Here is a 16,532-nt window from a genome sequence, read left to right as displayed (position 1 = left end):
TCAAACAGTTTCACGTTGAATACGGATATCCATTTTCAGCGAATCATTTCCGAAATTTCAAAACAGGCGTTAGGAAGCAGCAGCACGAACACCGCTGAAGCACGGAGCCATAGGGTCTGGCGCACCTCTCTGATGGCAGCCTGCCTATTCACGCTTGGATTCAACATTGAAAAATAGGCAACCCACATCCTCACGGTCGCCGAATATACGCCCAAAAGAGAAGGCCCCCTAGAAGCGCGAATCAGAAAAACAAACTTCTAAAATAAATCTGACTTTCGTGACAGACAATTCAGACACAACGGAAGGCTTTTCAGTCACCGGATTAATTCGATCAATCGCGCATAAACCAATAACCGAAAAAATAAAAAAGCGCTCAGCACGTGGCTGAACGCCTAAACCCAATTCCGGGAAATGCGACCCGACGATCACGCCCTGACGCGCGATCCATACCCGGCAGCACGCGACGGGCGCGGAAACACCGGCAACGCAAACAATGCGCAAACGCTCGCAATCGCCCACACGGCTGGCCACGAAGTCGCCGCGAGCAGCGGAGGAATCGCGAGCGGCGTGACGAACAGCGTCATGAACGCGCATGTGTTGCCCATCGCGAGAGCCGTGCCCGCGCGGCGCGTTCCGGCGAGTGTCGCGAGTTCGGTGTAGGCCACGCCGTGCCAGGCAGAGGCGCTCACGCCACCGAGCACGATCATCACTGCGAGCGCGACAGTCGTCCATCCGTGCCCGCCACCCACACCCGCCGCGATCAGCGCAAGCGATGCGAAGAGCAGCGCCGTCAGCACACTGCAGGCGCGCATGTACTGGCGTCTGTTGCCGTGCCGGTCGGTCCATCGGCCGCTCCACACGCGAGCGACGGCCGCGCCCGTCTGCACCGCGGCCATCGTCGCGCTGATCGCGAGCACGCCGGCGCGGCCGAAGTCGTGCAGAAAGACCGTCGCGAAGGTGACGACGGCGAGTTGCGGCACGCACAGCACGCCGATACCCAACGCCACTCGCCACACGCCGATGTCGCGCAGCGGCGAAACGGGCAGTGGCTGCGAAGCCGCGCCTTCGTCGTCGATGGCCGCTTGATGCGTCGCGCACGCGGCCGCGACGGGCGGCTCATACAGCCAGCGCCATGCGAACCACGCGGTCACGGCGCACAACCCAGCAAGCACGCCGTACACAGCGACGAACCCAACGTGCGCAGCGAGCGGCGGCAGCATCACTGCGCCGAGTCCTCCGCCTGCGGGCACGGCCGTTTGCCGGATGCTCATCGCGAGTCCGCGCTCGCCTTCGCGAAACCACGCCATCACCGCGCGTCCACTCGACCCGTTGACACTTCCGCCGAGCAGCCCGACGGCAAGCAGTCCAAGCGCGAGCGGCACGATGCCCGGTGTCCCCGCGCCGTGTGGCACGACGAAGCCCGCCATCACGGCGAGCGCCGCCGCCGTCGTCAACAGGCCGAGCAGCAACACGCGCCGGTCGCCCCAGCGATCGGTGAGCAGCCCCCACGGCAGTTCGCTGACCGCGATTCCAAGACCCAGCATGCCGAGCACAAGGCCCAGTCCGCCATTGCCGATGTGATAGCCGTGGCGCAGAAAAACCGCCGTCGTCGGAATGCCCGAGAACGCTGCCGAAAAACTCGCGTTCGCGGCAAAGCCGACACCGAGCACCTTCCATCGGTGATTGGCGCGCACGCCGCCTGAACTTCCAGTTCGATCAACCACTTGCCCCACGATAGCCTCCGCATCAGGTTCCGTTGACGGCTATCCTATGGTTGGACGATCAATCGGAAAAGCGGGAAAATAAGATGCCTTCCATCGGAGAATCCGAAACATGAACCAGCGTGCATTCGACCTCGCGCAATTGCGCAGCTTCGTCGCCGTCGCGGAAGCGGGCAGCGTGTCGGCGGGTGCGGAACGCGTGTTCCTGTCGCAATCGTCGGTGAGCGAGCAATTGAAGAAGCTCGAAGAGCGTGCCGGCCAGCCTCTTTTCTTGCGCGGCAAGCAGGGCGTGACCGCGACGCCGGCGGGCGCGAAGCTGCTCGATCACGCGCGCCGCATTCTGGCGATGAGCGAAGCGGCGTTCGAAGACCTGCAAGGGCGATCGCTCGATGGCGAGTTGCGCATCGCGATCACCGACTACTATCGCCCGCACGATGTCGCGCGCGTGCTGAAGATGTTCTCCGAACAGCATCCGCGCCTGCGTCTGCATGTGACCGTGCTGCCGAGCGCTGTGATCGACAGCAGCGTCGAAGACGACACCACATTCGACATCGGCCTGTCGCTGCGCATCATGGCGCCCGGCACGAAGCGCGCTACGGCTGGCAACGCGCGCGCGTCGAGTACCGTCGTGCGGCGCGAGAAGCTCGTTTGGGCGATGTCAGCCGATGCCGATCAGCAACATTTCGCCGCCCCTTTTCATCTGGTGCTACTGCCCACGACATGCCAGTTGCAGCGCTTCGTCGTCAGGCTGCTCGACGAACGCGACGTGCCATACCTCGTGTCGCATTCGGCCTCGGGCATGGCCGGGCTTCAACTCGCGCTGAAGGCAGGTCTCGGCATCTCGTGTCTGAATGAATCGTCGATCGGCTCGGGCATGGTGCCCTGTCCGGCGACCATCGGCCTGCCTGAGTTGCCTTCAGTCGAATTCCATCTGTTGCCGGCGCGCCCGGGCGAAAGCGCACTGGTCACCAATGCGCGCGCAGCGTTCATGAGGTTGCTTGCATGAACGCAACGGTCATGTCCGTAAACAGGGCAATGACCGCATTTAGTGCGGCGTTCTTTCTGGCATTCGTTGAAAGCACGCAGATTGCCTCCTATGATGGTTGCAATGTCAGCGTCATCGTGATGCTCCAGCTTGTCGGTTCTGCGGCAAGCCTGTTCGTGTGCGGACTCGAAGCCGCGTCGTGGCCCACGAGGCAGCGGTTTGGTAAAACATCGTAAAACCTGGCAAAACCGTCCCCTATTCTGCATCTTTTTGCGAACTTGAATACACTGTCGGCGCCGCGCGTCGGACGGACAAGTGCAGCAGCCATTCGATTGACATAAGTCACATACGTGACTGAGGCGACCAAGCAGTATTGAAGAGAGCGACCCGCATCTTCAAAGGGTGTTCACACAACGAATCTAGAATCCCATTTCCCTACGAGGCCACTCGTGCATCGCAGAACCGTCGGCTCGTCGATCCTGTTGCTGATTTGCGCCATCTGCACCCTGAGTGCGCGGCCGTCGATTGCGGCCTCGAACGACGTACCGCCGCCGTCGGCCATGGACGAAAAAATGCACGCCTGCACGACCTGCCACGGCGTGCAGGGCCAGGGGCGCAACAACGACTACTTCCCCCGCATCGCCGGCAAGCCCGCGGACTATCTGTTCAACCAGCTGACTGCATTCCGCGACGGCGGCCGCACGTATCCGCCGATGGGCTATCTGCTCGCGTTCCTGCCCGACGACTATCTGCGCAAGATCAGCCAGTACTTTGCCGATCGCCAGCCGCCCTATCCGAATCCCGATACCAATCCGCTGCCGCAAGCAACGCTCGACTACGGCAAGCAGCTGGTCATGCAAGGCGATGCGAAGCGCGGCATTCCCGCGTGTGCCGCGTGTCACGGCGAGCACCTGACGGGACAGCAACCCGGCATTCCCGGCCTGCTCGGTCTGCACGCGAGCTATATCGCCGGGCAGATGGGCACATGGCGCTCCGGCACGCGTCATGCGCTTGCGCCCGACTGCATGCACTCGATCGCCGTCAAACTGAACGACAAGGACATCACCGCGGTCTCGAGCTGGCTCGCGCGCCAGCCGCGGCCTGCCGATCCGCGTCCCGTGTCGCGACTGCCCGGCAAGCTGCCATTGGCATGTGGGAGCCAACCGGAATGAAGACCCTCTCCTCTCGCTCCGTGAATCGCATGCAACGTGCCGCCCGCCTCACGCGCCGCGCGACGATGTCAGTGCTCGCAGGCACCGCGCTCGCGCTCGCCGCCATCGCCGCGCAATCTCCGTTCGTCAGCGTTGCTTATGGAGCGGGCGCAGCCGCGCCAGCAGCCGCCGGCACGCGCCCCGAACAGGTCGTGCGCGGCGAGTATCTTGCGCGCGCGGGCGATTGCGTCGCATGTCACACGGCGCCGCGCGGCAAGACGTTCGGCGGCGGCCTCGCGATGGAAACGCCGTTTGGCACGCTCTACACGCCGAACATCAGCCCCGACAACGAGTACGGCATCGGCAAATGGACGGCCGACGACTTCTTCAAGATGATGCGCACGGGCAAGAGCCCGGACGGCAAGCTGATCTATCCCGCGATGCCGATTGCGCAATACACGAAGGTCACGCGCGAAGACTCCGACGCGATCTTCGCGTACCTGAAGTCGGTCGAGCCCGTGCATCAGGCGAACCGCAAGCATGAGTTGCGCTTCCCGTTCAACCAGCGCGAGCTGCTGATCGGCTGGCGTTCGCTGTACTTCCGCGAAGGCGAGTTCCAGCCGAACCCGACGCGCTCCGTCGAATGGAATCGCGGCGCGTATCTCGTCGAAGGGCTCGGCCACTGCACGATGTGCCACACGAAGATCAATCTGCTCGGCGGCTCGTCGAAGAGCGAGCAGTTCGCGGGCGGCCTGATCCCGGTGCAGAACTGGTACGCGCCGTCGCTCACCTCCGACAAGGACGGCGGCCTCGGCGACTGGAGCATCAAGGACATCGTCGATCTGCTGCAGGCGGGCATCTCAGATCGCGGCGCGGTCTATGGCCCGATGGCGGAAGTGACGTACCACAGCCTGCAATACATGACCGACGACGACGTGAAGGCGATGGCCGTCTATCTGAAGACGCTGCCCGACAACGATCCGGGCCGCAAGACGGGTCCATCGGCGACGGTCAAGCCCGCCGTGTTCGAATCCGGCCAGCACATCTACATGACGAAGTGCGCGATGTGCCACGGCGACAACGGCGAAGGCAAGCTCCAGCATTACCCGCCGCTTGCGCGCAATCAGTCGATCGAAATGGACTCGGCCGTCAACCCGATCCGCATCGTGCTCAACGGCGGCTTCCCGCCCGGCACGCGGCGCAATCCGGAGCCGTATGGCATGCCGCCGTTCGCGCAGGAGCTGAACGACGCCGACGCCGCCGCTGTCGTCACCTACATCCGCACGGCCTGGGGCAATCACGGCCAGCCCGTGACGGCGAAACAGGTCAACGAGTTGCGCAAGGCGCCGCTGCACTGATCACGCTTCACTGACACAAACCCTGTCCTCGGAGACTTCGCAGATGGACCCTAACGATCACTCCGGCGACCACTACGGCACCGCTTCGGACGACGAAGTCGAACGCATCGTCGCGCAAGGACCGAACGGCGCGATCGCGGTCGCGGGCGTCGCCGCCGTGGTCGTCCTCGCGATCTGGATCGGCTTCTACTTTCTCGTGTTTCTGCCGCGCGGCGTCATTCACTGATCATGTCGAGCCAACCTTCCCATTCTCCAGACAGCGGTCATGCCGTCTCCGTGCGCTCGGAGCGGCGCTGGGCGTACTTCGTCATCGCGATCGTCGTGTTCATGCTCGTCCTCGTCGTGTACTCGGGGCTGCACTGGGCAATGATGCCGCCGTCGCGCGTCGAGACCATCGATCCGTCGCGGCTGCAGATGTCGGGGGAATTCGTCGAGAGCAATCTCGGCAGCGCCGTCGAGGCCGACGGTTCTGTCGTCGTGCGCTTCATCGCGCAACAGTACTCGTTCACGCCGCAATGCCTGCTGGTGCCCGCCGACACCGACATCACCTTCCGCACGACGAGCGCCGACGTCGTGCACGGCCTGCTCGTCACCGACACGAACATCAATACGATGGTCGTGCCCGGCTACGTCGCGACGTTTTCCTCCTCCTTCGACAAACCCGCCGACCATCTGATGCCGTGCCACGAGTTCTGCGGCTTCGGCCATCAGACGATGTGGGCGCACGTGAAGGTCATCGACAAGGCTGCCTTCTTCGAACAGGCAAAACAACATCGGAGGCTCAGCTGTGTTTCACGCTAAGCGACTCGTTCTCGCGCACTTCTGGCTCGCGTTCATCTCGTTCGGGGTCGCGCTGCTGCTGGGCGCATGGCAGATGCTCGTGCGCAGTCCGCTGCATCCGTGGATCGGCGATCCGGAGCTTTACTACCGTTCGGTGACGGCGCACGGCACGGTGATGGCCTATGTGCTGCCCACGCTGGTCGCGATGGGCTTCGGCTACGCGATCGTCGAACTCGCGCTGCAACAGGCGCTCGTCGGCTTGAAGTGGGCATGGGCCGCGCTGATCATGCTCGCGGTCGGCGCGGTGATGGCGATGGTGCCCGTCGCGGCCGGCCAGGCATCGGTGCTCTTCACGTTCTATCCGCCGATGATCGGCAGCCCGTTCTATTACCTCGGCGTGGTGCTCGTCGTCGTGGGCTCGTGGATCTGGGTTGCGCTGATGGGCATCAACCTGCGCATCTGGAAGCGCGCGAACCCCGGCAAGCCGGTGCCGCTCGCGATGTATGCGAACGTCGCGGGCGCGTATCTGTGGGCGTGGACGGCCGTGGGGGCGGCGCTCGAAATCCTCTTCCAGATCCTGCCCGTCGCGCTCGGCCTGAAGACGACCATCGACGCCGGCCTCGCGCGCGTGCTGTTCTCGTGGACGCTGCACGCGATCGTCTACTTCTGGCTGGTTCCGTCGTATATCGCGTACTACACGCTGGTGCCGCGCGCGATCGGCGGACGGCTGTACAGCGATTCGATGGCGCGCGTGTCGTTCATCCTGTTCCTCGTGTTCGCAATGCCGATCGGCATTCACCACCTGTTCGCCGATCCGCAAGTGGGCGCGGGGTTCAAGTTCGTGCATGCCGTGTTCACGGGCATGGTGTCGGTGCCGACGCTGCTGACCGTGTTCACGATCTGCGCATCGGTGGAAATCGCCGGTCGGCTGCGCGGCGGCAAGGGCGCGTTCGGCTGGCTGAAGGCACTGCCGTGGGACAACCCGATGATGCTCGTCATCGCGTTCTCGTTCATCATGCTCGGCTTCGGCGGCGCGGGCGGGCTCATCAACATGAGCTACCAGCTCAACGAGACGATTCACAACACGCAGTGGGTCACGGGCCACTTTCACCTGATCTTCGGCGGCGCGATCGTCATCATGTACTTCGCGATCGCGTATGAACTGTGGCCGCAACTCACGGGCCGCGCGATCGGCTCGCTGAACCTGATCCGCTGGCAACTGTGGCTGTGGTTCATCGGCATGATGGTGGTCACGCTGCCGTGGCATTACGTCGGCCTGCTCGGCGCGCCGCGCCGGATGGCCTATTACGACTACAGCAATCCCGCGATTGCGCCGCAAGCGATCTGGGTAGCCGTCTCGGCATTCGGCGGGCTGATTCTCGTGATCTCCGGACTGCTGTTCCTCTATATCCTCGCGAAAGCGCAGTTCGGCGCGATCGAGCAGCCGAAGCAGTTCCGCTTCAGCGCGCCCGTGCATCCCGTCGAGCGCGTGCCGGCCGCGCTGAACAGCTTCGGCCTGTGGGTTGCGCTGATGATCGGCTTGACGGTCGTGAACTACAGCGTGCCGATTGCGCAGTTGCTCGGCCTGCAACAGACGTCCGTGCCGGCCGTCGCAGTGGGAGCACGGTCATGAGCGACGAACGCGTATTCAGCTTCAGCAACCGATGGTTCACGTCGAGCGTCGGCGGCGTGATTGCGATTGCTGTCGTGTCGATTCTGATCGGCTTCATCTGGCTGCCGTCGAAGCATCCCGACTTCACGCAACGCGGACTCTGGGCGACTATTTGCAGCGCGGCGGGCGCGCCGTCGTCGTGGTACGCGCAAAACGAGAACATCGCGGGCCCGGCGCCCAGCAATGTGGTCGTGCTGCCGCCCGCGCCGCCGTTGAGCCGCCCGAGCCCCGATGCCGTTTCGGTCGGACGCGGCGCGACGCTCGCGCAGAACTGCTCGATGTGTCACGGCGTGGAGAGCCTGATTCAGGTCACGGCGCCCGTGCTCGCGGGGCAATACGCGGACGTGATCTACAAGCAGCTGCGCGACTATCAGAGCGGCCAGCGCATGAACTCGATCATGCCGCCCATCATCCGTCATCTGAACGATCGCGACCTGCACGATCTCGCGAACTACTACTCGACGCTGCCGCGCCCGCCAGCCGTCGAAAAGGGCGCTGTCGACGACGCGAGCATCCGCAAGCTCGTCAACGAAGGTTCGCCGATGCGCAACATCGCACCGTGCGCCGCGTGTCACGGCGAGCGCGACCGCAAGGGGTCCGCGCCGTGGCTGGGCGGGCAGTCGTCGGTGTATATGGCGGCGCAGTTGCGCGCCTTCGCCAACGGCGATCGTCATAACGACGTCAACGAGCAGATGCGCAATGTCGCACGCAACATGACGCCGGAAGAAGTCGACGGCGTAGCGAAGTACTACGCGGTGCGGCACTAAGAAGCGATTTCGAAAAGGCCCGGGGCGCTGTTAACGAGTGAGGCTTCCTGTTAACCCGGAGTGCGATGGCGCGATCTTCCCGCAGAGATGGGATGGGGCTCGCGTGTGAACTGTTGACGTCGTTTGCGAGACTGGCAAGCGCTCGGTGTCTGGTCGAAGCCACACAAACTACTGCTGGCCCATCTGCGCGCAGTAGAACAAATCGACTTCTCCCGCGTAGTTATCGACTCGTCATCGATTCATGCCGTCGAGGCGGGCGATAAACTGACCGGACCCGACCGATCGTGCGCCACCTGATTCGAGGCACCGTATCGCCAAGGGTGCCAACGGTATCCCGGTCGCAGCCATCCTGACCGTGTCAACAGTCACGATGTCACGCAACTGTTGCCGCTGATCGATGAAGTCGAGCCGCCCTCGCAAGGGGCGGCTTTTTTCGTTGCGCTCGCGCTTAGTCGCGCGGTGGTGTCGGCGGGTTCCAGTCCACGGGCGTATCCGTCTTGAATTGAAGCCGCTCGCGTAAATCCGGATTGGAAAATCCTTGCATGAGCATCAGCATTCCGCCGAGTTTGCGGGCGTCTTCATCCGTTAGCGGCTCCTCGGAATGCTCTGCCGCGTCGGGTGGAATAGTGACAGCCATTGCCTGGTCGATTGCCGATTGAACACGTGAGCGCAACACCGTGCACATCTTGAGTTGTTGCGTCTCTTCGTCATAAAAAACGATGCTTGCGCGTGGAGGCTTCGTCATCTCAGTATCCTCTGCATTGCTGGTATTTCTCGAATGCCCGTTGTGTGCAAAGCGCATAAGTACGGGAGTCTTTATACATCGCGCTCGCGACCTGGCATTGTTCAATATCCATCTCATATTCGGCGTAGCATTCAGCCTCGTGCATTTCGCTCACGCCACGCGCCGCAACGCTCTCCGCTTCGTTGCATACTGCGTCAGGTGAATATTCGAACGGCTGCGCATCGCTGAGCAACGTTGATGTATCGTCACCAGCATCCGAGCCGTCCGTCAAGCTTTCAGCCATGTCGGGCGTGCCGCCGCCATCATCATCATCATCCATATCTGAATCGCCGCCCGGTACCGATCCGGCCACGGCTTCCACCATGCCGACCGGGTCGCCGCCGGTATCGCCGCTGCTTGCAGCCATTGCAGCCTGAGCGCTCTTCAATTGCTTTTCCCACGTGGCCGGATCATACGGACCAGATAAGACTGGTTCGCCGTCCCATGTCAGGGGACCGGGACCCGCATTTTCGAAGGCGGCCCACTTTGTGCCGCCACTTCTACCGAATGCGCCTCCGCCTGACTGCTGCGGCCAACGCAGCGGCGCGGGCGTAGGCCGGAACGTCATCGGAAGCGAGCGCCAGTCACGGTTGATGACGGGCACAAGCATTCCATCGTGCACGGCCTGTTTAAGCGCGCGCTCGATACCCGCGTTATCGGTCGGCAGGTCCCAATGAACGAAGTTCAACTGGTTACTCAAGAATGAGCGAATCGCATCAATATCTGGAGCAATGGTTCGCCGGAAATCGTAATTGGGACGGGAATAACGGTCGAAGGTGCGCTTGCCATCTTTGATCTCGCGCTCCCGTTCACGGCGCTCGTCCCAGTCGGCGAAGCGGTCCATGTATCCGCAAGAAAGGCTGTAGAACTCCCTGGCGAGTACAAGCTTGCATTGCCACGTACCGATATCGAGCGGCACATGAAGCACGTTATACGACATACGCCCTCCCACAGCGCAGCATTCGGCCTCCTGTAGTTGTTTGATGGGCGGGTTACCTAGCACAGAACCGGAGCGCGACTGGGTGTCATGACGATTTATGACATAAGTCGTGTAGACGAAACATCACGGAAAATTCACGTTCCGCAAAATATCTGACACCCTTGCTACTGTTGGCTCTCCAGAGATCATTTTTTCGCATGTTTACGGAGCGGAGAAACGCCTAGCGCATTGGTCACGAATTGCGCGTGGACTCATAATCCGCCTCTAAGGCCTTAAGGTCTTCAGGCCTCAACCTGCCGCGCGCATTGAGCTAAAAACCAAACGGCGGTGCAAGCGTTGAAGGCTTGCACCGCCGTTCTGTTTTGCGTCGATGAAGAAGCGCGAGTTATTGGCGCTTCGCCACTTCTTCACGCACCTTCATCAATCGGCGACGCGAAGACGCGAGCTACGCGTCTCTGCGATTCCATTCGCCGAACGTGCCTAGACGGCTTCGGCCGTCTCAAGCGATACGTCGATATCCGGCTTCTGCGCGACAGTGCGACGCGCAACGGCGCGCGGCGAGAACGCGCGCGTGCTGTCCGTGCGGAAAACGGAAACGGCCTCCGTGAGATGCCGAGCCTGCTCTTCGAGCGAACTGGCGGCTGCCGCTGCCTGCTCGACGAGCGCGGCGTTCTGCTGCGTCACCTCATCCATCTGCGCGACGGCGACGTTCACCTGATCGATGCCCGTGCTCTGCTCGTTTGCCGCTTCGGCGATCTCGCTCATGATCGCGCTGACGCGCGCAATCGCATCGACGATCTCCGTCATCGTCGAACCCGAACGCTGGACGAGATCGGCGCCCGCCGACACACGTTCATTCGACGTCCCGATCAAGCCTTTGATCTCCTTCGCCGCTGCCGCGCTACGCTGCGCAAGCGAACGGACTTCGCTCGCGACGACCGCAAAGCCACGCCCCTGTTCGCCTGCGCGCGCGGCTTCGACGGCGGCGTTCAACGCGAGGATATTGGTCTGGAACGCGATGCCCTCGATCACGCCGACGATATCGGCAATACGCCGCGAGTCGTCGACGATCTGCTGCATCGTGCCCACGACCTGCTGCGTGAGTTCGCCGCCTTGCGCCGCGAGCGTCGATGCGCCTTGCGCGAGCGAGCTGGCCTGCTTCGCGTTGTCGGCCGTCTGCTTGACCGTCGACGTGAGTTCTTCGATGCTCGCTGCCGTTTCTTCGAGCGAGGCCGCCTGCTCTTCCGTGCGCTGCGACAGATTCGTATTGCCCGCCGCGATTTCGCTCACGCCCGTGTCGATCGAATCGGTGCTGTGGCGCACCGTGTTCACCGTCGCGATCAGCGACTCCTGCATCCTGCGCAGCGCCGCGGCGAGGCGCCCCATTTCGTTGTCGCCGGTATTCTCGATGCGGCCCGTCAGGTCGCCGTGCGCGATGCGCTGGAACTGCTCGATGGTGGCGTCGACGGGATGCACGATCGCGCGAACCATCACGATGCGTCCGATCCACGAGAAGATCAGCGTGCCCGCCATGCCGATCGCAACGGCAATACACACGGCATAGAACAGCTCCTGGGCTTCCTGGTAGCGCTTTTCGGCATGATCGAGCTGTAGCTTCTCGAGCGTCAGCATCGGCTTTTCGTACGCGCTGTAGAGCGGCGACAATTTGTGCCCCTGCAACTCGTGGAACGCCGCCTTGTCGCCAGACTTGAGCGCCGCCATCGCAGGTTCGACGCCTTCGCGCAGGAACGTGTCGCGCTTTTCCTGCATCTCCTTGATGAGCCGCTGCTCGTCGGCATCATTGCTCGCATTGCGAAGGAAATTGGCCAGACGTTCGTTCGACACCTTCAGATACGTATCGAACCGCTTGAGTACCGCGCCGGCGCCTTCCTGATCATTCAGTTCGTTGAGCGATGAATACGTCGCGAGCGAAAGGCGCAGCCGAAGCAACTGCCCCGCGCTGCCTTCGAGATCCGCGACGGCGGGCGTATCGACCGTATACATCCGCTGCAACGACGCATTGCTCGCACGCAGCGAGAGCAGCCCCGCCGCCGCGCCGATCAGCAATACGATGCCGAACAGCACGATCATCAACGTAAGGTACGTGCGAATCGAAAGACCTTTCAACATGAAGCATGTCTCCTATGGCCGCCTGACCGGAATCCCCAGAATTCCACGACAGGATTGCTGCGCCCGGCCGCCAGGCAAGGTCCGCAACTCGATTGAACATTAAGCAGATGCACCACATTGCCAGTTACGGCTGATTTGCCGAAAACTTTATGGCCTGTCGGAAAGCTTTCTGTCGGAAGGCCGTCCGGCTTGATCTCACGCAATCTCGCCCGGAACATCGGGGCGTGTCGCGGATCAACCGACCTTGAGTCCGCCCGCCGCTTCGAAGATCTCGCGCAACCATTGCGCGAACGCGCGCACGCGCGACGACAACTGGCGATTTTGCGGATACAGCACCGTGACGGGCATCGGCGGCGGCGGAAATTGAGGCAGCACGACGACCAGACTGCCTGCGGCGAGTTCATTCAGCACCCGATAACGCGGCACCTGCACGAGACCGAGTCCGGCGACAGCCGCGCCCGTGTATAGATCGGCGCCCGTCACCGACACGATCGCCCCGAGATTCACTTCGATCACGCGTTCGTCGACGGTGAATTCGAGCGGCATTGCACTGCCCGTCGCGCTCGATATGTAGTTGACGGCGCGATGCGTGGCGAGCGCGGCGAGATCGGCTGGCAGGCCGTGCCGCTCCAGGTACGCGGGGCTCGCGAGCGTCACCTGTTCCAGGCGCGCGACGCGCCGCCCCACCATCGACGAATCTTGCAGGTTGCCCGCGCGCAGCACGCAGTCGACGCCTTCGCGCACGAGATCGACGAGCCGGTCGTCCTCGCCGATATGCAGTTCGATGCCCGGATAGCGTTCGAGAAAATCCGGCAGCGCCGGAACGATGAAGTGCCGCGCGAGCGTGCCCTGCAAGTTCACGCGCAACAGCCCCTTTGGCGCCGCGTTGCGAAACGAGCCTTCGGCCTCTTCCATGTCGGCGAGCAGACGCACGCAGCGGCGGTAGTACGCATCGCCGTCGGGCGTGAGGCGCACGGTGCGCGTGGTGCGTTCGAGCAGCCGCGCGCCGAGCCGCTGCTCCATTCGCTTCATCAGGTTCGTGACGGTGGCGCGCGGAATCTGCAGATCGTCGGCGGCACGCGTGAAGCTCTGCCGCTCGGCAATGCGGACGAACACCTGCATTTCCTGGAAACGATCCATGGCGGCCTGCTCTTGGGTCCGGCGCGACGAATTGTTGAGGTGAATGGAATGATGATAGCAAATCTTGGCTGATTATCTCTTCGGCGAAATATCCGATCATCCTTTCACCGAATCACTACTTCGAGGAATGGGATCATGAACAACGTGAAGAACGCCAAGGTGGCAATCGTGACGGGCGCATCGCGCGGCATCGGCGCAGCCATCGCGCGGCGGCTCGCCAGCGACGGGTTTGCCGTCGTCGTCAATTACGCGGCGAGTTCGAAGGAAGCGGACACGCTCGTCGAGGCGCTGAAGTCGCAAGGCGCGGCCGCGATTGCGGTGAAAGCGGACGTGTCTAACGCAGACGACGTGCGCCGCATGTTCGAAACGACCGAGCAACAGCTGGGCAAGGTCGACGTGGTCGTCAACAACGCGGGGATTATGAAGACGCTGCCGCTCGCCGACACCAGCGATGCGCTCTACACGCAGACGTTCGACATCAACGTGCGCGGCACTTTCAACACGCTGCGCGAAGCGGCCGCACGGATGAACAACGGCGGGCGCATCGTCAACTTTTCGAGCACGACGCTCGCGCTCAACATGCCGGGCTACGCGATCTACAACGCGACGAAAGCGGCCGTCGAAGCGTTCACGCATGTCTTTGCCAAAGAACTGCGCGGCCGCGATATCACCGTGAATGCGGTCGCGCCGGGGCCTGTCGCGACGGCGCTCTTCCTGGCAGGCAAGACGGAGGAGCAGATCCAGAACTTCGCGAAGATGCCGCCGCTGCAACGGCTGGGACGGCCGGAGGATATCGCGTCCGTGGTCTCGTTTCTGGCGGGGCCGGATAGCGCGTGGGTCAACGGGCAGATTCTGCGGGCGAATGGAGGGGTTGCTTGAGGCTGGGGGCCGGGCTTCGCTTGATCCTGCTCTCGTCCTTGTTCCTGCAACAGTCGCGACAGACATGCGTATAAAGAAACACCCCGCTCGAAGGCGGGGTGTTTCCCTGTTCGTTCCGCGCGCGGTGTTTCGCTGCGCCGGACTAATTTTGCGCCGGATGCGTCAGAACGCTAGAACACAAAAAATGTGCCGGTAAAGAAAAAGCCCGCTCTCCATGGAAGCGCGGGCTTCTACCACCTAATACTGTTCCAGTCGTATTCAGAACGGAATATCGTCGTCCATCTCGTCGAAGCCGCCGCCAGCCGGCGCGCTCGGACGGCTCTGACCGCCGCCACCGCCGCCGCCACCCGACACACGGCCACCGCCGCCACCGCCCGACATGCGGCCGCCGCCACCGCCGCGCTCCATCGACTCGCCGCGGCTATAACCGCCGTCATCGCCACCGCCGCCGCCCGAACCGCCGCGGCCGCCAAGCATCTGCATCTGATCGGCGACGATTTCCGTCGAGTAACGGTCCGTGCCGTCCTGCGCCTGATACTTGCGCGTGCGGATGCGGCCTTCGATATACACCGACGAGCCCTTCTTCAGGTACTCCGACACGATCTCCGCGAGGCGTCCGAAGAACGACACGCGATGCCACTCGGTCATTTCCTTGAATTCGCCCGACTGCTTGTCCTTGTAGCGATCGGTCGTGGCAAGGCGGATGTTCGCCACTGCGTCACCGCTCGGAAGGTAACGGACTTCCGGATCGGCGCCGAGATTGCCGACGAGAATGACCTTGTTCACGGATGCCATGAGTTTCTCCTGTTGATTCCGTTTCCGGCGACGCGGCACCGATGGCTTTCTACGCCATGGCCGCCTGTGTCAATGTCCGGAAAGCGCGCCCGCGCCCCGTTTGACCGCCGCCTTTGAATTCGTGCCGTAAAAAGACTTATGCTTTGCGCGGCGGCTGCTTCATGTTTGCGGCGATTATAAGCCAGCAGAACACAAGCCCAGAACACGCAAAGAAAACAGCGCTTTGTCCATCCACTTTCAGCAGCCAGCCGCCAATCACGCCGCCCATTGCAAGGCCGATCGACTGCGTCGTGTTATAGACGCCCGCCGCCGCGCCCTTGCGATTGCCCGGCGCCAGTTTCGACACCAGCGAAGGCTGCGATGCTTCGAGAATATTGAAGCCGAGAAAGTAGATAAACAGGATCGCCGCCACAGCCATAATGGTATGCGCAGCGACGCCGAGAAGTAACTGGCCGATCAGGATAAGACCAATCGCACCCAGCAGCACCGCCTTCATCTTGCCGCGCTTTTCGGCGGCGATGATCGCGGGGACCATCATCACGAACGCCAGCCCCATCACAGGCAGGTAAATCTTCCAGTGCGACGCGACGGGCAGACCGCCCGCTTCGAGAATGCGCGGCACGACGAGGAAGAGCGCCGTTTGCGTCGCGTGCAGCACGAGCACGCCGAAATTGAGGCGCAGCAGTTCCCGGTTGTGCAGGACTTCGTGGAACGGCGCGGGCACGTGGACGGGCCTCGGTGCATCCGGCACGACCCATAGCACGACGCCGATCGCCAGGATCGAGAACACGCCGACGAGCGCGAACAGGCCGCTCATGCCGACCCAATGGAACACGATCGGCGCGCCGACTATCGCGACCGCGAACGACACGCCGATCGATCCGCCGACCATCGCCATCGCCTTGGTGCGATGCTCTTCGGCCGTCAGGTCCGCGATGAACGCGATCACCGCTGACGACACCGCGCCCATCCCCTGAATCACCCGCCCAACGATGATCCACGTCATGTCGTGCGCGAACGCGGCGACGAAGCTGCCGAGCGCGAAAATCAGCAGGCCTGTCGCGATGACGGGCTTGCGGCCGACCTTGTCCGAAATCCAGCCATAGAAGATGTAGAGCAGCGATTGCGTGACGCCATACGCGCCGAGCGCAATGCCGACGAGCAGCACGTTGTCGCCGCCGGGAATCGTCTTCGCGTAGATCGAGAAGACGGGCATGATCATGAAGAGACCCAGCATGCGCAGCGCGAAGATCGCGGCAAGCGACACGGTCGCGCGCAGTTCATGCGCGCTCATGCGTGAAGAGGTGGCGGACGGATTGGACATCGGGAGCGATATTCGAATGAACGGACGGCGAAGCGCGTGGGCCCGCATGCGCAGCTTCTGGCGCGTGCAGCGCTCTCGCCGGACACCAGCTGCCTTGCAGACGACG

16 protein-coding genes and 1 pseudogene are annotated in these 16,532 nt (G+C 62.6%); 10 read left to right on the top strand and 7 right to left on the bottom strand.

Annotation, left to right across the window (positions count from 1 at the left end; genetic code table 11):
- Positions 1-425 precede the first annotated feature (425 nt).
- A complete protein-coding gene (locus AB4Y32_RS02075; RefSeq protein ID WP_368719738.1) occupies positions 426-1,724 on the bottom strand; it encodes an MFS transporter in 1,299 nt (432 codons plus the stop codon).
- Between the two features lie 109 nt (positions 1,725-1,833).
- Here AB4Y32_RS02075 and AB4Y32_RS02070 point away from each other — a divergent pair, with 109 nt between their 5' ends.
- The 9 genes and pseudogenes from AB4Y32_RS02070 to AB4Y32_RS02030 all read left to right on the top strand — a co-directional run.
- Complete coding sequence (locus AB4Y32_RS02070) at positions 1,834-2,727, top strand: LysR family transcriptional regulator (RefSeq protein WP_368719737.1); 894 nt, start codon at positions 1,834-1,836, stop codon at positions 2,725-2,727.
- A complete protein-coding gene (locus AB4Y32_RS02065) occupies positions 2,724-2,942 on the top strand; it encodes a hypothetical protein (RefSeq protein WP_368719736.1) in 219 nt (72 codons plus the stop codon). Before AB4Y32_RS02070 ends, AB4Y32_RS02065 begins: the two co-directional genes overlap by 4 nt.
- Before the next feature lie 213 nt (positions 2,943-3,155).
- Positions 3,156-3,878 (top strand): cytochrome c, encoded by a 723-nt coding sequence (locus AB4Y32_RS02060; RefSeq protein WP_368719735.1) that lies wholly within the window; start codon positions 3,156-3,158, stop codon positions 3,876-3,878.
- Entirely contained in the window at positions 3,875-5,215 is a 1,341-nt protein-coding gene (locus tag AB4Y32_RS02055) for a c-type cytochrome (RefSeq protein WP_439899705.1), read from the top strand. Before AB4Y32_RS02060 ends, AB4Y32_RS02055 begins: the two co-directional genes overlap by 4 nt.
- A gap of 43 nt (positions 5,216-5,258) precedes the next feature.
- On the top strand, positions 5,259-5,441 hold the full coding sequence (locus tag AB4Y32_RS02050; RefSeq protein ID WP_368719733.1) for a hypothetical protein: 183 nt from the start codon (positions 5,259-5,261) through the stop codon (positions 5,439-5,441).
- 2 nt (positions 5,442-5,443) lie between these two features.
- Entirely contained in the window at positions 5,444-6,016 is a 573-nt protein-coding gene (locus AB4Y32_RS02045; protein ID WP_368719732.1) for a cytochrome C oxidase subunit II, read from the top strand.
- On the top strand, positions 6,003-7,628 hold the full coding sequence (locus tag AB4Y32_RS02040; protein WP_368719731.1) for a b(o/a)3-type cytochrome-c oxidase subunit 1: 1,626 nt from the start codon (positions 6,003-6,005) through the stop codon (positions 7,626-7,628). The genes AB4Y32_RS02045 and AB4Y32_RS02040 overlap by 14 nt, the downstream gene beginning before the upstream one ends.
- Positions 7,625-8,434: a cytochrome c gene (locus AB4Y32_RS02035; protein ID WP_368719730.1), complete on the top strand. Its 810-nt coding sequence runs from the start codon at positions 7,625-7,627 to the stop codon at positions 8,432-8,434. The genes AB4Y32_RS02040 and AB4Y32_RS02035 overlap by 4 nt, the downstream gene beginning before the upstream one ends.
- A gap of 57 nt (positions 8,435-8,491) precedes the next feature.
- Positions 8,492-8,857, top strand: a pseudogene (locus AB4Y32_RS02030) (IS5/IS1182 family transposase); the annotation flags it as partial.
- A 25-nt stretch (positions 8,858-8,882) separates the two neighbouring features.
- On the opposite strand, the gene AB4Y32_RS02025 reads toward AB4Y32_RS02030, so the two are convergent.
- From AB4Y32_RS02025 to AB4Y32_RS02010, 4 genes are all read right to left on the bottom strand, one after another.
- Positions 8,883-9,179 (bottom strand): hypothetical protein, encoded by a 297-nt coding sequence (locus AB4Y32_RS02025; RefSeq protein WP_368719729.1) that lies wholly within the window; start codon positions 9,177-9,179, stop codon positions 8,883-8,885.
- Between the two features lies 1 nt (position 9,180).
- The gene (locus AB4Y32_RS02020) at positions 9,181-10,158 is read right to left on the bottom strand and encodes a hypothetical protein (RefSeq protein ID WP_368719728.1); all 978 of its coding nucleotides are present in this window, start codon (positions 10,156-10,158) and stop codon (positions 9,181-9,183) included.
- Positions 10,159-10,638: 480 nt separating this feature from the next.
- Positions 10,639-12,288 carry a methyl-accepting chemotaxis protein gene (locus AB4Y32_RS02015; RefSeq protein WP_368719727.1) on the bottom strand — a complete coding sequence of 550 codons (1,650 nt, stop codon included), beginning with the start codon at positions 12,286-12,288 and terminating at the stop codon, positions 10,639-10,641.
- A 234-nt stretch (positions 12,289-12,522) separates the two neighbouring features.
- Positions 12,523-13,428, bottom strand: coding sequence for a LysR family transcriptional regulator (locus AB4Y32_RS02010; protein ID WP_368719726.1), 906 nt, complete (start codon positions 13,426-13,428; stop codon positions 12,523-12,525).
- A 135-nt stretch (positions 13,429-13,563) separates the two neighbouring features.
- Between AB4Y32_RS02010 and AB4Y32_RS02005 the strand changes: the two genes are divergently transcribed.
- On the top strand, positions 13,564-14,307 hold the full coding sequence (locus AB4Y32_RS02005) for an SDR family oxidoreductase (protein ID WP_368719725.1): 744 nt from the start codon (positions 13,564-13,566) through the stop codon (positions 14,305-14,307).
- A 258-nt stretch (positions 14,308-14,565) separates the two neighbouring features.
- Here the strand turns inward: AB4Y32_RS02005 and AB4Y32_RS02000 are convergent, their stop codons facing one another.
- Both AB4Y32_RS02000 and AB4Y32_RS01995 read right to left on the bottom strand, forming a co-directional pair.
- Positions 14,566-15,102: a single-stranded DNA-binding protein gene (locus AB4Y32_RS02000; protein ID WP_368719724.1), complete on the bottom strand. Its 537-nt coding sequence runs from the start codon at positions 15,100-15,102 to the stop codon at positions 14,566-14,568.
- 136 nt (positions 15,103-15,238) lie between these two features.
- A complete protein-coding gene (locus tag AB4Y32_RS01995) occupies positions 15,239-16,426 on the bottom strand; it encodes an MFS transporter (protein WP_368719723.1) in 1,188 nt (395 codons plus the stop codon).
- Between the last annotated feature and the right edge of the window lie 106 nt (positions 16,427-16,532).

Origin of the sequence: Paraburkholderia phymatum, from assembly GCF_040965635.1 — a bacterium.
GTDB lineage: Bacteria > Pseudomonadota > Gammaproteobacteria > Burkholderiales > Burkholderiaceae > Paraburkholderia > Paraburkholderia phymatum_B.
This window is presented reverse-complemented; position numbering and strand designations above follow the sequence as displayed.

Coding starts and splice junctions, on each gene's coding strand:
- AB4Y32_RS02045 (WP_368719732.1), top strand. CDS start 5,444: ATGTCGAGCCAACCTTCCCATTCTCCAGACAGCGGTCATGCCGTCTCC.
- AB4Y32_RS02025 (WP_368719729.1), bottom strand. CDS start 9,179: ATGACGAAGCCTCCACGCGCAAGCATCGTTTTTTATGACGAAGAGACG.
- AB4Y32_RS02020 (WP_368719728.1), bottom strand. CDS start 10,158: ATGTCGTATAACGTGCTTCATGTGCCGCTCGATATCGGTACGTGGCAA.
- AB4Y32_RS02070 (WP_368719737.1), top strand. CDS start 1,834: ATGAACCAGCGTGCATTCGACCTCGCGCAATTGCGCAGCTTCGTCGCC.
- AB4Y32_RS02005 (WP_368719725.1), top strand. CDS start 13,564: ATGAACAACGTGAAGAACGCCAAGGTGGCAATCGTGACGGGCGCATCG.
- AB4Y32_RS02035 (WP_368719730.1), top strand. CDS start 7,625: ATGAGCGACGAACGCGTATTCAGCTTCAGCAACCGATGGTTCACGTCG.
- AB4Y32_RS02055 (WP_439899705.1), top strand. CDS start 3,875: ATGAAGACCCTCTCCTCTCGCTCCGTGAATCGCATGCAACGTGCCGCC.
- AB4Y32_RS02065 (WP_368719736.1), top strand. CDS start 2,724: ATGAACGCAACGGTCATGTCCGTAAACAGGGCAATGACCGCATTTAGT.
- AB4Y32_RS02000 (WP_368719724.1), bottom strand. CDS start 15,102: ATGGCATCCGTGAACAAGGTCATTCTCGTCGGCAATCTCGGCGCCGAT.
- AB4Y32_RS02010 (WP_368719726.1), bottom strand. CDS start 13,428: ATGGATCGTTTCCAGGAAATGCAGGTGTTCGTCCGCATTGCCGAGCGG.
- AB4Y32_RS02015 (WP_368719727.1), bottom strand. CDS start 12,288: ATGTTGAAAGGTCTTTCGATTCGCACGTACCTTACGTTGATGATCGTG.
- AB4Y32_RS02050 (WP_368719733.1), top strand. CDS start 5,259: ATGGACCCTAACGATCACTCCGGCGACCACTACGGCACCGCTTCGGAC.
- AB4Y32_RS01995 (WP_368719723.1), bottom strand. CDS start 16,426: ATGTCCAATCCGTCCGCCACCTCTTCACGCATGAGCGCGCATGAACTG.